Origin of the sequence: Psychroserpens luteus (assembly GCF_015319355.1) — a bacterium.
GTDB lineage: Bacteria > Bacteroidota > Bacteroidia > Flavobacteriales > Flavobacteriaceae > Psychroserpens > Psychroserpens luteus.
In genome coordinates this window covers 588,409-603,397 of sequence record NZ_JADILU010000001.1, presented here as the reverse complement: position 1 = coordinate 603,397, position 14,989 = coordinate 588,409, and the positions used below count along the sequence as shown (strand labels likewise).

The 14,989-nt window shown below is 31.7% G+C and carries 15 protein-coding genes; 2 read left to right on the top strand and 13 right to left on the bottom strand.

Features of this window, described 5'->3' with window-relative positions; all coding sequences use genetic code 11:
- Nucleotides 1-21: 21 nt before the first annotated feature.
- From IM744_RS02695 to IM744_RS02670, 6 genes are all read right to left on the bottom strand, one after another.
- Nucleotides 22-588 carry a hypothetical protein gene (locus tag IM744_RS02695; RefSeq protein WP_194506542.1) on the bottom strand — a complete coding sequence of 189 codons (567 nt, stop codon included), beginning with the start codon at nt 586-588 and terminating at the stop codon, nt 22-24.
- Between the two features lie 26 nt (nt 589-614).
- Nucleotides 615-959 carry a DUF4870 domain-containing protein gene (locus tag IM744_RS02690; RefSeq protein ID WP_194506541.1) on the bottom strand — a complete coding sequence of 115 codons (345 nt, stop codon included), beginning with the start codon at nt 957-959 and terminating at the stop codon, nt 615-617.
- An 11-nt stretch (nt 960-970) separates the two neighbouring features.
- On the bottom strand, nt 971-1,546 hold the full coding sequence (locus IM744_RS02685) for a hypothetical protein (protein ID WP_194506540.1): 576 nt from the start codon (nt 1,544-1,546) through the stop codon (nt 971-973).
- Nucleotides 1,547-1,556: 10 nt separating this feature from the next.
- Nucleotides 1,557-4,403 (bottom strand): beta strand repeat-containing protein, encoded by a 2,847-nt coding sequence (locus tag IM744_RS02680; protein WP_194506539.1) that lies wholly within the window; start codon nt 4,401-4,403, stop codon nt 1,557-1,559.
- 94 nt (nt 4,404-4,497) lie between these two features.
- Nucleotides 4,498-4,848 (bottom strand): hypothetical protein, encoded by a 351-nt coding sequence (locus IM744_RS02675; protein WP_194506538.1) that lies wholly within the window; start codon nt 4,846-4,848, stop codon nt 4,498-4,500.
- Nucleotides 4,849-4,900: 52 nt separating this feature from the next.
- The gene (locus tag IM744_RS02670) at nt 4,901-5,713 is read right to left on the bottom strand and encodes a DUF4412 domain-containing protein (protein WP_194506537.1); all 813 of its coding nucleotides are present in this window, start codon (nt 5,711-5,713) and stop codon (nt 4,901-4,903) included.
- An 84-nt stretch (nt 5,714-5,797) separates the two neighbouring features.
- Here IM744_RS02670 and IM744_RS02665 point away from each other — a divergent pair, with 84 nt between their 5' ends.
- Together IM744_RS02665 and IM744_RS02660 are read left to right on the top strand one after the other, a co-directional pair.
- Nucleotides 5,798-6,352, top strand: a complete 555-nt coding sequence (locus IM744_RS02665; protein WP_194506536.1) for an RNA polymerase sigma factor — start codon at nt 5,798-5,800, stop codon at nt 6,350-6,352.
- A complete protein-coding gene (locus IM744_RS02660; RefSeq protein ID WP_194506535.1) occupies nt 6,349-7,077 on the top strand; it encodes a tetratricopeptide repeat protein in 729 nt (242 codons plus the stop codon). The genes IM744_RS02665 and IM744_RS02660 overlap by 4 nt, the downstream gene beginning before the upstream one ends.
- Here the strand turns inward: IM744_RS02660 and IM744_RS02655 are convergent.
- From IM744_RS02655 to ruvC, 7 genes are all read right to left on the bottom strand, one after another.
- Nucleotides 7,054-10,113 (bottom strand): CHAT domain-containing protein, encoded by a 3,060-nt coding sequence (locus IM744_RS02655; protein WP_194506534.1) that lies wholly within the window; start codon nt 10,111-10,113, stop codon nt 7,054-7,056. The genes IM744_RS02660 and IM744_RS02655 overlap by 24 nt on opposite strands.
- 70 nt (nt 10,114-10,183) lie before the next feature.
- Nucleotides 10,184-10,585 (bottom strand): GNAT family N-acetyltransferase, encoded by a 402-nt coding sequence (locus IM744_RS02650; protein ID WP_194506533.1) that lies wholly within the window; start codon nt 10,583-10,585, stop codon nt 10,184-10,186.
- On the bottom strand, nt 10,582-11,193 hold the full coding sequence (locus IM744_RS02645; protein WP_194506532.1) for a DUF4230 domain-containing protein: 612 nt from the start codon (nt 11,191-11,193) through the stop codon (nt 10,582-10,584). The genes IM744_RS02650 and IM744_RS02645 overlap by 4 nt, the downstream gene beginning before the upstream one ends.
- 102 nt (nt 11,194-11,295) lie before the next feature.
- Nucleotides 11,296-12,045, bottom strand: a complete 750-nt coding sequence (locus IM744_RS02640; RefSeq protein ID WP_194506531.1) for a cyclase family protein — start codon at nt 12,043-12,045, stop codon at nt 11,296-11,298.
- 77 nt (nt 12,046-12,122) lie between these two features.
- Nucleotides 12,123-13,286, bottom strand: a complete 1,164-nt coding sequence (gene hemW / locus IM744_RS02635; protein WP_194506530.1) for a radical SAM family heme chaperone HemW — start codon at nt 13,284-13,286, stop codon at nt 12,123-12,125.
- Nucleotides 13,286-14,431, bottom strand: coding sequence for a leucine-rich repeat domain-containing protein (locus tag IM744_RS02630; protein ID WP_194506529.1), 1,146 nt, complete (start codon nt 14,429-14,431; stop codon nt 13,286-13,288). The genes hemW and IM744_RS02630 overlap by 1 nt, the downstream gene beginning before the upstream one ends.
- 3 nt (nt 14,432-14,434) lie before the next feature.
- Entirely contained in the window at nt 14,435-14,989 is a 555-nt protein-coding gene (gene ruvC, locus IM744_RS02625) for a crossover junction endodeoxyribonuclease RuvC (RefSeq protein WP_194506528.1), read from the bottom strand.

Genomic DNA, 14,989 nt, shown 5'->3' with positions numbered 1-14,989 from the left:
AATTTATCAGGACTGTTATTCTTAAATTTTGTCAATAATGAGTTTGGAAACCTCAATCGCTTTTTCTTTGTTTTCTAGGTCATCTTTAGAAACCTTAACATGCACATGAAACAGATAACTATTTGAAAGAAAGGTTAATTGAGACAACCTCGAATCCCAGATGGCCATGCTGCTCACATTGGAAACTTTTTGCGGTTGTTTATAAATTGATGTAGATTGTTTGAACATAGCTTCATTGGCTTTTTCTACCATGACGATTAAAACTTCGCTAGGTAATTTTGATATAATTTCTTGACCACCAAATGTTGCCGATGTGGTAATTTTACCATCCTTCCATCTATAAATACAGGTAGGATAGGTATAAACGACATCTTTCAATTCTATAGGAAGTTCTATGGCGAATATACGTTTCACTTCTTCCATCGAAACAAGCTCGCATGGAGAGTCAATATCGGCAGATTTTTTGGGATTAGCACTTTTAGCGACTATTTCATTTTGAGTGGCATCCGTTTTATTTTCTTTGTTAGTGCACGTAAATACAAGGGTGGAAAATAGAACGATAAGCAAATTGTTTATTGTGGTTTTCATTTTTTTAGGTAGTATTTTTATAGTTTTTATAAATTTTTAAACCATTCCAAATATTTATTCCCTAAAATAGGCACTGGTTTTTCCTGTCCATTGATGGCATTTATCAAGCCCATAATCCACATGTACAACAAGACAAAAATACCGAGGATATTTATGATCCAGCCTAATATGGGGATCATTCCAATCATGCCCAATGCCAGCCCGGTTAAAGCTAATCCAAGAGATTGCTTGATGTGGTATTTTGCAAACTCATTTTTCTTGTCATTGTTCATCACAAAGGCGATGATTAATCCAATAAGAGTGATGTAGGCAATGATGGCTATATTTTTGCCTTCGTTTGTTGTTACTGTGTTATTTTCAATTGAGCTCATAAGTTTTGGTTTTAATAGGTATCCAGTTTTTGTAAATCTTCTTTTTTGATATAAGACCATAACGTTTCAATAGTCTCAGCGCCTTTGATAACGATTCGGAATCGATTGTTGTAGACAAACCGTAGATCATTCCGATTAATTTTGGGCTGTAAAAAGGCGATGGTTTTGTGGCCATCGCGTTCTTTGTATATATATTCTGTACCTGGTGCACCTTGACCTTTTATTTTATATGAGGCCTCAAAATTTTTAACATTTGCAGCCCCTTTTCTGTTGCAGTCTTCTAGACTGTAAGTGAGGGTATGGTCATAATCGTTACCCTTGACATACATTGCACTGGCGAATGCACTTGACATGAGTACAGAAACATTAAAAAGTTTATAGGCGACAATATCTTTTGGGAAAAAGTCTTCAAACTGCGCTTTCGTAAGGATTTGTTTATTCTGTTTGTCTTTAGAAGCATCCATCTTTCTTTTTTGAGATATTTCTTCCTTTTCAACTTTAGAAATCAAACCATTACCCTCCTTTTTTGTGTCCTGACACGACATCAATACAACTAAAACTATCAGCATTTTTAAATATATTTTCATAGTTTCTTTTTTAGTTTTTAATGAATTTGATGGTTTCGGAATTTCCATCTTCGGAAACAATATTCAATAAATAAAGTCCTTTGGATAGATTTGAAACATCCAATGTCGTTGAAGTTGTATTGCCTTTTTCAGACAAAACCAATTGTCCCAAAGCATTCATCACCCTTAAAGAATAGCTTTCTGATGCTGGCGATTTGATAAATAATTGATTGGAAACTGGATTTGGATACACTTTAAAACCTGTAATTTCGTTTTGAGATACAGACAGTGTGACATCTGTACCAATTCCAAATTCCGACGTGTTTCCGTTTGCATCTGTGGCAGTTGCTACGATGTTGGCAAAGTCGATTGGGTCAAAACCAGTTGGAAGATTTATGGTCACGGTTTTAGTTCCGACAGCTGTATAAACATCAGAATCTATAAATATTTTCCCTTGTCCACTGGAGGCTCCAAAAAATTCAATGGTCAATGGATAGGCAGAATTTGCGATGGAACTCGGAACTGAATACGTGATTTCCATGGCAGTTCCTGCTAAACGATTTACCACACTTATTTCTGGTGTATTTTGAAGATTATTAACTCCTGTATCTGCATCGTCCACATCATTTTCTGTTGTGCCAATTAAATCAATTCCAATAACTGAATTATCATAAATACTGTTTTCTACAATAGCCATATTAATGGGAATCCCTAGCGCAGGATTTAACTCTATTCCTTTTTGGTTGTTTGCTATCGTATTATTGGTAATCAGATTATTTGAATTGGATCCTGAATTAGCAATTCCTATTAAACCATTTCCAATATCTGAAACACCATCTATTCCAACACCTATTTTATTGTAACTAAATGTGTTATTACTACAGTTAAAAACCATAGTTACTGCATTTAAATTATGATTCCCTATGATATTACCATCAATTTCAGAAACACCTCCTATGGTATTAGTGCTAGAATTATTCAAAACCAAACCAACACCAATATTTGTGACTCCAGTATTACCATCTGGTAAAGTGCCTACTTTATTGTTAAAAAAATGAACATTATTTGCAGAATTAAAGTTCACATTTATGGCTGAAGTTGAAACTGTTCCATTCCCTGAAATGGTATTTTCTGAAACCTGAGTACCTAATAAGTTTCCATTGAATCGTATACCTTCATTTCCATTTTTAATAATTCCATTTCCAGCTGGATTTAGACCTATATAGTTGTTTTGAATGGTGTGTGAAGTACCAGTTATCGATAGTCCTCTAATGGCATTTCCCGAAATTATATTTCTATCTGAAGGATTAGGACCTCCAATAATACTATTGTTTGCTGAAAATATTAACGATATCCCTGTAGTATTAGCCAACGCTGCATTTCCTGCAGCATTCAAACCAATATAATTGCCTTTTATTGAACATCCACTCGAAGTATTTCCTGAAATCTCTATTCCTATATAATTCCCTGAAATAATATTTCTAGAACCAGCAGTTTGTCCACCAACACTATTATTACCACTTCTTAAATCAATACCAGTATTATTCCCAAGTATGGTTGTTCCTGAAGCATTCGTACCTATATAATTTCCAAGTATTTGATTGTTCTCTCCACTAAATATTGCAACACCTGCACTTGTATTTCCCGAAATCACATTTTTGGCACTAGGTGTAGTTCCTCCAATAATATTAGCATCAATTTCTCCAGTAAGCATCATTATACCTCTTGAATTTGGCAATGCTGAATTTCCCGTAGCATCAACGCCTATATAATTTCCTTTAATACTATTGGAAGCAACAGGATTTATTCCTGCACCACCTTGAAGATAAATTCCGTAAAATCCATTTCCAGATATGAGATTTCCTTCTCCAGTTTCTTCGCCTCCAATATTATTATTACTTGCTCCAAAGAGTAATAATATACCAGCTCTAGCATTAGGCATGGCTTGCGTTCCTGTAATATCTGTACCTATATAATTACCTATAATCGTGTTATTTATTGAATTAACACCAGTTATGGATATTCCCGTCCCATCCACATCTGCAGACTGACTATTCACACCACCTGAAAGAATATTTCGAGCCTCTGGTGTATTACCTCCTATAATATTATTAGGCGCATTTAGTAATTGAAGATTAAAACGGTTTCCTCTAGGTAGAAGTCCTGTGGCATCTGTTCCCAATAAATTTCCTTGAACTGTATTGTTAGAAGATTCTAAACCATCAAACGTTACGCCTCCAGAATAATTACCAGAAACAACATTTTCTTCATAATCTCCTGTACCTCCAAATGTATTATTACCACTGTTGTAAAAATATACTCCCCATTGATTGGGATTTAAAGTGGTACAATCTGGTTTCAATCCAATATAATTACTTTGAATAATATTGTTTTGAGAGTAGACATCAATACCATATCCTCCTGTAAATGGCGACACATCCAACCTTTGAAAACCTCCTATTGATAAACCGTAAATTTCAGAATTATCAGAAAACCCATAAATTTTAAGACCAGAATTATTTATTGGTAAACCTGACCCATCGATTTCAATAACTGGCGTATTTGAAGTTGCATATTCCATTTGAGTGCGACCATCTATAACAACAGGATAGCCAATAGTTGGGAGTTCACTAGCTTCAAGTAAAATGGTAAATGGCGCTGTTCCAGATATATTAAATTCAATAGTATCTTTATTACTAGTTTTATTGGAATTTTGAATGGCTGCACGAAGCGTACAGTCACCATTTATATCTGCACAAACAGTATCATTAATATTTACATCTGGTAAATCATCTGTACTATTCACGGTATAAGTCGCTTGTGAAAACACAGTAAGCGTAATATTTACGAACAAAACAAAAAGTAGTCCTTTTTTCATTATTAAAGTTTTGAATGGTTAATTAATAAGCGTTAAGTTTTTATAATTCTAATTTAACTTTTGAAATCGCGAGAGAATTCTGGCTACTCAAATTTTAATTACATTCAATAGCATTAACCTCTGCTCTATATTCATTTAAACTATTGATATATTCTTGTGTAGTTGCTGTTGGGACACAATCTATAACGCCTTCTAAAGCATCTATATAATCTAATCCAGCAGCTTTGTAATTTTGACAATTAATTAAAGAGGGATCGTTGGCATATAAAGTAGCTGCATCTGAATACGCATTTGCTTGTGTCAAATATTGCTCTGTCCAATTGTTACAATCTAGGTCATTATCACTAGAGTCATCAGAATTACTACAACCAATTAATCCCATGAGAGGAATGCCCAAACTCATTAAAAATATGGCTGTACGAGTAATGTTTCTTAACTTTTTCATTTGATTTATTGTTTGATTTATTGTTCTTAATAATTAATAGTGATCACATTGATTACATAAATTTATAATCTGACTTATTGATTGATTTTTTTACTTGTTCTAAACTAATACACTCCATTGTGGCACTTTGCTTTTTGTTTTTCAAATTTTTCATATCCATATAAATCATAAGTACTTTATCATTAGGATCGAAATAATCTTTAAGCTGAATAGGTATTTTAGTGGTCTTGTTTTTGTAGATATCGTCAAAACTCACTTCGGTTTCGTTGGTGAAATACATTACCATTTCGTAGTCCTCATTAGTCGCTTTAACACCTTTACATTTGTAACCGTTTATGATTTTATCTGGTAATGTTTCAAAACTGAAACTTGCCGATTCGTCTTTAGTGTCTTCTAAGTCCAAATCACCTGTTAATTGGGTCACCATACCCATATTATTACCTTTGGTTTCCATAAACATTACTGTAATGTCATTACCATTATCCATTACAGTAAATATACTTTCCATGGCTGCTGTAGTAAATCCAAAGTAGGTTGCACCTGGTTTCAAATAATAATCAAATACCATTTCCCCTTCTTTAGTTGTCATTTTCAATGAATATTTCCATGTAAACCCATAAGAATCTGCAACTAAATTAGGATCTGCTTTTTCTTTACTTCCTCCAAAAGGGTTAACATCAAAAGCCTTATCCATAGATTTTGATACTTTTTCAGCAGCTTTATTTGATGCTTTTTCAACAATGACATTTTCTACCTTTTGCTCTACCTTCTTTTTTAGTTTTTTAAATAATTGCGCTTGAGATGTTGGAATTAGAAACATGCAAAAAAGAACAGATATAAGTACGTGACTATTTGTGATTTTCATTTTGAATTGATTTAGAATACTTTACCTTTAGTGAAAGAATTTTCGCAGATGTTAACATCTGTTTAAAAATATTTTTAATTTTCTATGGAACACCATTATGTTGATGCCCTAAAACAAGGTGACGAAAAGCTCATTAAAGAGCTTTATGGCAATTATAGAAATGAGTTTTTATTCTTTTCTAAAAAATACAATATTGCAGGAGCTGATAGTTTAGATATCTATCAAGAATCTTTCTTAGCTATAAGAAAACATGCTCTTTCCGGAAAACTTTATGACGTCAACAGTAGTTTTAAAACCTATCTTTTTGGAATTGGCAAACACCTTATCTACAAAAAACTAAAAGAGTATTCTAAGAACCAATCTTATGAATTACAAGTGCATAAAGTAGACTTTGATTATGAAGAAATTTCTATTGATGCAACCGGAAATCTAACCAAAGAGCAAGAATTACTTCGGCATTATTTTAAGCAATTAGGAAAAAGTTGCCAGCAAATGTTAACATTAAGCTTTTATAGAGGACTAACTAATGAAGAAATAGCAACATTGAAAGGTTATGAAAGTGAAGCTGTGGTGCGAAGTCAAAAATCACGCTGTCTAAAAACACTGAAAGACCTTATTAAAAAATCCCCACAAATATGAATAGTAATGAACTTATAGAAAATTATTTTTCTAAGAACATCTCTAAACAAGAGCTTTTAGAATTCAATCATTTGTATAAGACAAATCCTGAATTTAAAGAAGAAGTTGATTTCCTAAAAGCTATAAAATCGGTTTCAGAAGTAGAAGACGATGTAGAATTTAAAAAGCAATTAACATCTTACGAATCTGAATATGCCCACAAAGAAAAAAGCATAATCTCAAAATGGTTGAAACCCTTAACCGCAGTAGCAGCTCTATTAATCATCGCATTGAGCATTAATTTTTTGATCAATTCTTCTATTAATGAAGATAAATTATTTGCAACCTATTTTGAGCCTTCAAAAAACGTGAGTTCACCAATTGTACGATCAGAAACTGATAAAACCGCATTAAACAATGCCTTTATAACTTATAACGAAATGAATTACGAACAAGCAATTCCTTTATTTGATAATGCTTATAACAATACGAAAAATTCGGAGTTGCTATTCTACGAAGGAAATTCGCTTTTAGTTTTGGGTAAAATAGAAGAAGCCATTGAAATATTTAAGGAACATTTGACCTATAATGATGCATTGACCAATCGTACACATTGGTATTTGGCATTAGCTTATGTAAAAACAAAACAACTAGAAAAAGCAAAAGTAGAACTTAAAGCCTTAATTAATTCCGAAGAAACCTTTAAAAAAACTGAAGCAAGCTCACTTCTTGAAAAACTGGAATAATCGTTTTATAAATAAACCAAAAATAATTAAAGGCAATATCAACAGATACATCCAATAATTGTGAGTTTCTACAAGCGCATCTGTATTGCCAGTAATCACAAAACCAGACCAATAATAAGGATGCTTTAACAAGTCATCATCAGTATTTTTTAAGTAGTCTAATTTGGCATTTTTGAGCGCCTCATCTTTGGGTTCCCCTTTTTTTAAATGTTCATAAAAAAAGGTCATAACTTTAGCAGTTGCTTCATCATCTACTTTCCATAAACTCATGACTGTACTTGGAACTCCAGCATAGTTAAACGCTCTTGACAAACTAATAACGCCTTCACCATTTTCGTAAAATCCAGTACCAGTATCACAAGCACTCAATACAACCATATTTGCGTTTAAGGTTTCATTGTATAATTCAGAAATAAATAGTTGATTATCATTTTCTCCATAAAAATTTAGTGCTGAAAATTCTGGATGTACTTCATCAATCTTAGAATGCATAGCCAAATGCAATACATTAAATTCATTGGCATTTTTTAAAAAATCTTCTTTTGAAGCATTTAAAAATACTTTCCCATCAAAAATATTAAGAATTGAATGTATTTCAACTGAAGCTTTTGGTAATTTAGAATTTTGGTTTGATACAGAAAAGGCTCCAACTTTGAGATTTGTAAAAGTTGATTTTATCTTTTTTTGTTCTTGATAGAGAGACAACGAGGAAGCGTAACTAATCAAAGGTATTTTTTCTTCTAAAAAAAGGGCTTCAAAAGGCAAATAATACAAAGCACCATCAGGAATAATTATTAACTTTTCATACTCTTGATAATCGATTTGATTAAGTAATACCGCTTTCATTTCTTTAAATGCTGGCTGATAATTTGGAGCTCTCTGTTTCAAATCATTTAAACACGACTTTAAAGTATTTAAAACTTGTGTTTTATTTGTTGTTGGTAATAATTCAATTTGCTTTTTGGATATTAAGAATGAACATAAATAATTATCGGTAAGGATATACTTGATAATGACTTCACCTTCTTTTAAAGTCTTTTGCACATTTGCTATGTCAAAATCCTGAACATTAAATTGATAATGTGTTTTGTTTTGTTCCCTTATAGAATCTTGAATTTCGGATAACCTGTTTTTTAATTCATAAATTTTACTTTTCCAAAGTATGATTTTTTCTTCTGAATTTTCTTCTGAATTTATCAATGCATTCTGATAAAAATTAAGCTGAGCTTTGACACTTTCCTCCTCGTTGGCAACTATTACAGGAATATTAAGCTGCTGTCTTTGGTTATTAAATATAAATTTTGACCACATTAATTTGGAGCCATTATTTTCAATGGTATTTAAGATTTTAGACAACAATATCACATCATTAGGTTTTTCTAATCCAATAGTTAATAGACGCTCATTTATAGCATTATAAGAGGTGAACAAACTTTCATTATAACGTTGCCCCAAATACAATTGATTATAAATTTTAGAGGCTAATAAATAACGATGTGTCGCTTTTTTAAAATCAAATTCAGAGTTGTTTTTTTTATACTCTTGAGTATAATAATCTCCCATTGCCAAAAAACCATCAATCGTTTCAAATGAAATTAATGGCGTTAAATCTTCAATGGCTATACTTTCTATATCATGATTAGAATTGTTTAATAACTTAAAAGCAGTATCAAAATAGTTTCTAGTTTTTTCATTTTGATTCAAATATTGAGCAGTTTTTGCATTTAGAATGGCTAATTTAAATCTACTAGAAACTTCTTCATTGTCATTTAAAGCGTTTAAATACTTCAACAATAAGGAAGCTTCTAGATATTTTTTAGCTTCTAATAATAATTCGACCTTATATAATTGAAAAGCGAAAGGTTTAGTATAAAAAACATCTTGATATCTTTTCTGGATATCAATGGCTTTATCTAACATTAACAAGGCTTCTTCAGGATTTGATTTCTCTATTAAAGAAGCCTGAGATTTTAATGTAGCACTTAATATGTTTACTTCAAAGTTGAGTATTTTTTTATCTGAATCGATAGTTTTTAAAATATTTTCAGCATACAAAGCTGTTTTATTTGTATCTTTTTTTCTAGAATAATGCAACATTAAATCATACCATTCTGATAGTTGATCTTCATAAATTTCTTCCTTATTTCTTAAAAACCCATTTGCTTTTTTTGCTATTGCACTTGTTCTTAATTGGTTTTTCTTTAAAATATATTCTTCCGCTTTATCAAAATCACCATAATATGAATACCAATAAAATAGATTACCGTAGCATCTGTAAAGAAATTGTTGGTCTAACTCATCATTAAGTTGTTCCCAAATTGTTTTAGCTTTTAAAAGTGACTCTAATTCTTTTCTACGTAAACCTAAATTTCTATACTCAACAGCGATATTATTGTATGCCTGAGCTACATCTGTATTTTTTTCACCAATACTTATTTGATATAAATCTAGTGAGGTTTGGTAATTATCTACTGCTTTAGAGTAATCACCTAACTTGCCATATATAAATCCAATATCATAAATTAAATCCACAAAACTTTTATCATTACTTGTAAGCGTATCTTTCAAGAACTCGTAACCTAATTGTGCTTGTTCTAAAGCATGTTTCCAATTTCCCAAATAGGCAGTTTGATGATAAATCCTGTTTTGAAGTTGATATTGGAATATACGATCTGGACGCTCCACGTTGATGTACAAATCTCTTGCTTTAATGACAGACTGTAAAGCACTATCCAAATATTGCTCGCGTGCTTTTTTGGTAATTGACTTATCTGGATTATGGTAGTTGTAACTTTTAAACTCTAACCTAGAAGAATTGGTGTGAAAATATTTAGCTTTCAAATAAGCTTGATAATCTTTTGGAGCTTTTTTTTGTGTATTTATGGCTTGCTGCCTAATGGAAATAGCTCGATCATATTCTCCCTTTACATGCAAAGAATCTGCTAAAACTGTTAAGCTGTCTTTATAAAAACCGTTTTGAGAATAACCGCAATTAATAATAAAGACACATAGATATAAAAGAAAATTAGTCTTCATTTGATTAGTAAATTGCAATAAATTTAAGCAATTACTTCGTAGTATTTGACTTACTTTGAGTTAATTATCTTTATTTCAAAATACGCTCCATTACTTTTTCTGGATGCTTTAACTCTGTATATCCAAATTGCTTATAAAGTTCATGAGCATCAGATGTTTTTAACATCCAAACTTTACATGGCTTAAGCACTGGCTCTTCATTTATCATTTTCATTAATTGCTTAGAATAGCCTTTCCCTCTATACTCGGGAAGAATAAACACATCCATTAGATAGGCAAAAACAACATAATCTGATACGATACGTGCAAATCCAATTTGCTTATTGTCTATATAAACTCCAAAACACATGCAGTTTTCAATCGATGTTTCTACCTCGTCTTTTGTCCGACCTTTTGCCCAATAGGTTTTTGTTAAAAACTCGTGAATCAAATTGAGATCTAAACGGGATTTATCTTTTGATATTTGTATCATTCTTGAAGTTTTTGAGGTTTTTTATCTTCAATCTTTAATGCTGTGTAATCTAACTTCCATCCAATAGTTTCTACTATACTTTCTATAAGTAAAACCGAATCTAAGGCTTCCTTTTTTGCAATTTCATACAATCCGCTTTCTGGGACTTTATTCATAATATGAAGTTTGGCTTCATTATGTAATTCAGTTAAATCTGACGCTTCAAACTTGTTAAACATGCCATCAGATTTATCATAGTAATTTAAATCTGTTTCTATACTCAAAACCTCAGGTTGCGGAAAATGAAACAATGTTAACGTTTTTGTTTTTACATTAGAATCCATTTGAATTTTAGACAAATCAAAACCAACATGTGCTTTAGCATTTATAACGACCAACGCTTTCTTTTTACTTGAAATAAGCTTTAAAAACCGCTCTTTCACGTCTTCGTAATGGTAAATTTCTGCAAAGTCCCCTTCTACAGTAATGAATTTACATACTCTTTTTACTTTTTCTAATAAGATTACCGATTGAGAATGGGTTAGCTTTTTTAATCTAAATTTTCTTACAATTGTCACAATTCCAAGCGTGACTAATATGCTTAATATGATTACAAAAAATGTGTCCATAGTTAGTTTTTCTATAAAATTTAATGTGTTTTACTATCTGTATTCAAATTTTGAGCCATACTTTGAATTGTAGATATTTCCGAATAAAACCACAACATATAATTAGTCTAATACTTTATACAAAATAGGCTTGCTAGGTGTTGCATCATTTTCAAAAGGTGCAATTTGAAGATTCAAAAAATACTCACCATCATCAACGTTATTAGGCACATAAATAAACTCTGTTATTGTAGCATCTTTACGCAGTTTTCCGTTGAAATTCCAAAACACTTTATGAGCTTTCAATTCGCCTCCATCCTCTTCTCTATCAACACTTGGCAAATCAATAAGCAAATGTTTTATACCTTTTTTTACTAAAAAAGCAACTGCATCTTCTTGCAAATACGTCCAATTTGTATTTGAGTATTGCCTCGACAATTTATCTGTTGTATTTGGCATCGTTCTAATAACTATAGCATCTCGTTTTTTGTTTCCAAGAGCAAATTGTAATTGTGCTTTAGAAATCACAGTATCTCCATCTAATTCTTCTGGAGCAACGGTTACGACCTCTGCTAAAAAGAAAAATTGTTTCAAATTTTGATTTACAGAATGTACTTCTTTGGTTATATGACCAACGCATTCGGTATGTGTGCCATGTGCATGCGGATTAAAATTTATCGTATTAAAATTCACAGCTGCACCTTCTGCAACGCTTATCACATCGTCTTCAAACTTAACAGCTTCAATCGTTGGTTCCTCAATATACCATGCGTTTGCATTTGATTTTGAAGCTCGCATAGGTATCGAAATATCTAAAGGTTGCGATAAATTGATTTGTAGTTTTCTAGAGTTATATTGTATTGTTGCTAGCATTTATGCTGAATTTATTTCAGTATCTTTTATATTAAAAGTTACAAAGTTATATATAAGTTTTCTTGTTAAAATTTGAACTAAGAAGGATTCAGCATAAATAAATCTGAAGCAATCCCATCACTCAAAAATTTTCCTTTTTTGGTAACCAAAAGCTTTTCATCTTCAATATACAATAATTGTTGATTTATAAAAGGTAGTGATTGCTCCAAAAGGTATTTTTTGTAATGCAAGCCATAATTGGTTTCCACTTTTTCAAGAGAAACTCCCCAAACTGTTCGCAATCCTGTCATGACATATTCATTATATCTATCGGTTGTGCTCAATGTTTCTGTTTCCTTCGGAAATGTGCCAGCTTCAATTGCTGTTATATATTTTGAATTATTACGAATGTTCCAGCTACGCTCATTTCCGGAGAAAGAATGCGCAGAAGGCCCTATTCCTATATACGGTTTCCCTTGCCAATATGCCGAATTATTTCTACTAAAAAAGCCTTTTTTACCAAAATTAGAGAGTTCATAATGCACAAAATCGTGAGCTTCTAAAGTCTCTACCAATATATGAAATTGCTCATGTGCCAAATCATCATCTACATTAGCAATTACACCTTTTTTAATAAAACTTTCTAAAGCTGTTTTGGGTTCAACCGTAAGCGCGTAGCTTGAAATATGCGGAATCCCATAACTCAAAGCCATCTCAATATTTTGTTGCCACTGTTTGTTTGTTAAACCAGGAATTCCGTAAATTAAATCAATAGAAATATTGTCAAAATAGCGTGTTGCTTCTTCTAAGCAAGATTTTGCTTCTTCAGTATTATGTGCACGATTCATCAATTTTAAATCAGCTTCAAAAAAAGATTGAATACCTATTGAAAGTCGGTTGATGCCTATGTTTTTATATGCTTCAAAAATAGATTCCGAGTCTATTTCAACAGATTGCTCTGCTTTTATTAAATCATCTGGATTGGCTTCTATTGTGATTTCTGGAGCTTCGGAAACCTTATAATTCACATACACTTGCTTGATTAGAAAATCAAGTTCTTTGATGGTTAAAAGTGATGGTGTCCCTCCGCCAAAATAAATGGTTTCTACAGTTATATTTTTGAATTCGCCTTTACGCATTTCTAATTCTTTAGCTAATGCGATTACAAGTTCATCTCTCTTTTTTAGTGATGTTGAGAAATGAAAGTCACAGTAATGACACGCTTGCTTACAGAATGGGATGTGTATGTAGATTCCTGACATTAGTTTTTGCGTTTAATTCCATTCTTCACATATTTTTGAGAGTCTTCACGTATTACACGCAAATCTGGATTTACACTTTTAATCTCTTCAATATTTTTATCTGTGATAATTTCATGATCAATCAATAAATGAGTTAGTGATTTCATATGACCTACTTCAAGAGGAATTGAAGGAAAAGCATTATTATGAACCGATAGATTATAACAACCATCTAACCCAAAAGTTTCTATGGGAAATTCTTTAAACCTATTGAAATCTAAAGTAATTAGCGTTACTTTTTTTAGGTTTGAGAGTGATTTTGGAAGCTTATAAATCTCATTTGAACCTAAACTAAGATTTTCTAATTCACTAAGACTTCCTATTGATTCTGGAATATTAACAATTTTATTTGCAGCCAAATTTAGTACTACCAACTTATTTAGATTTCCAATATTCTCTGGAATAGATTCAATCTTTGAAGCGTTTGCTTTTAAAATTACTAATTCAGTACATTCTGAAACCTCTTCTCTTAAGCGTATTAATCCTGTTCCTGAAACATTTAGAATTTGTAGACATTTTAGGTTTTTTATAGATACAGGTAAGTCTTTAAGGTTTTTGTTATTTGAGAGACTTAAAACTTTCAGTCTTTGTAATTGTCCAATGTTTTCATTTAATGAAGTCAATTTATTACTAGCTAAGCTGAGTACTTCTAAATTTGATAATAACTCTATGTTATTTGGTAGCTTGGTCATTTTGGACCAAATCAACTTGAGTACTTTTAGGCTTCGAAATTTAGCCAAGTCTTCTATAAGTTTTTCTTTATCTGTAAAGTTATTACTTGAAAGATCTAATCCAACCAAATTTTTAAACTCGAAAAGTTCTTTTGGTAATTCAGTAAATTTCATTGCAGACAAATCTAGATACGTGACTTTATCTTTATCAGGTATCTCTTTAAAGTTTTCACTTCGAGGTTGTCTGGCTAACTCTTCTAATAATTCTGATCTTTTAATAACACCTCCAATTCTCAAGTCGATTCCTGTACACTCATCAATTAAAGTTGGCTCTTGATTTTCAACAACTTGAGAAATATCATCATTATTGGTTTTGTCATTACTTAAACAACCAACAAATAACAAAAAAGTAATACTGTAGAGTATTTTATTCATTGATTATTTCTTAACTCGATCCTCATTCTGTTTCACAAAAGCTCCCCAACCAGAATAACTTTTACCAACCTCAATACGTCCCTGATTATAGAAATGACATACTGCAGCAGCTAATCCATCCATAGAATCTAAATTTTTGGGTATGGTTTTTAGTCCTAACATACTTTGAAGCATCTTAGCAACTTGCTCTTTACTCGCATTACCATTTCCTGTGATTGCCATTTTAATTTTTTTAGGTGCATACTCTGTAATTGGAATTTCGCGAGATAATCCTGCAGCCATAGCCACTCCTTGTGCTCGACCTAATTTGAGCATACTTTGTACGTTTTTCCCAAAAAAAGGTGCTTCAATAGCTATTTCATCTGGATGATGCGTATCTATTAATTCTATGGTACGTTCAAAAATAAGTTTTAGCTTAAGATAATGATCAGAGTATTTTTTTAAATCCAACTCATTGAGTTGTAAAAATTCCATCTTTTTCCCTGTGACTTTTATGAGACCGAAACCCATAATAGTCGTTCCAGGATCAATACCTAATATGATTTTTTCGTTGCTCAT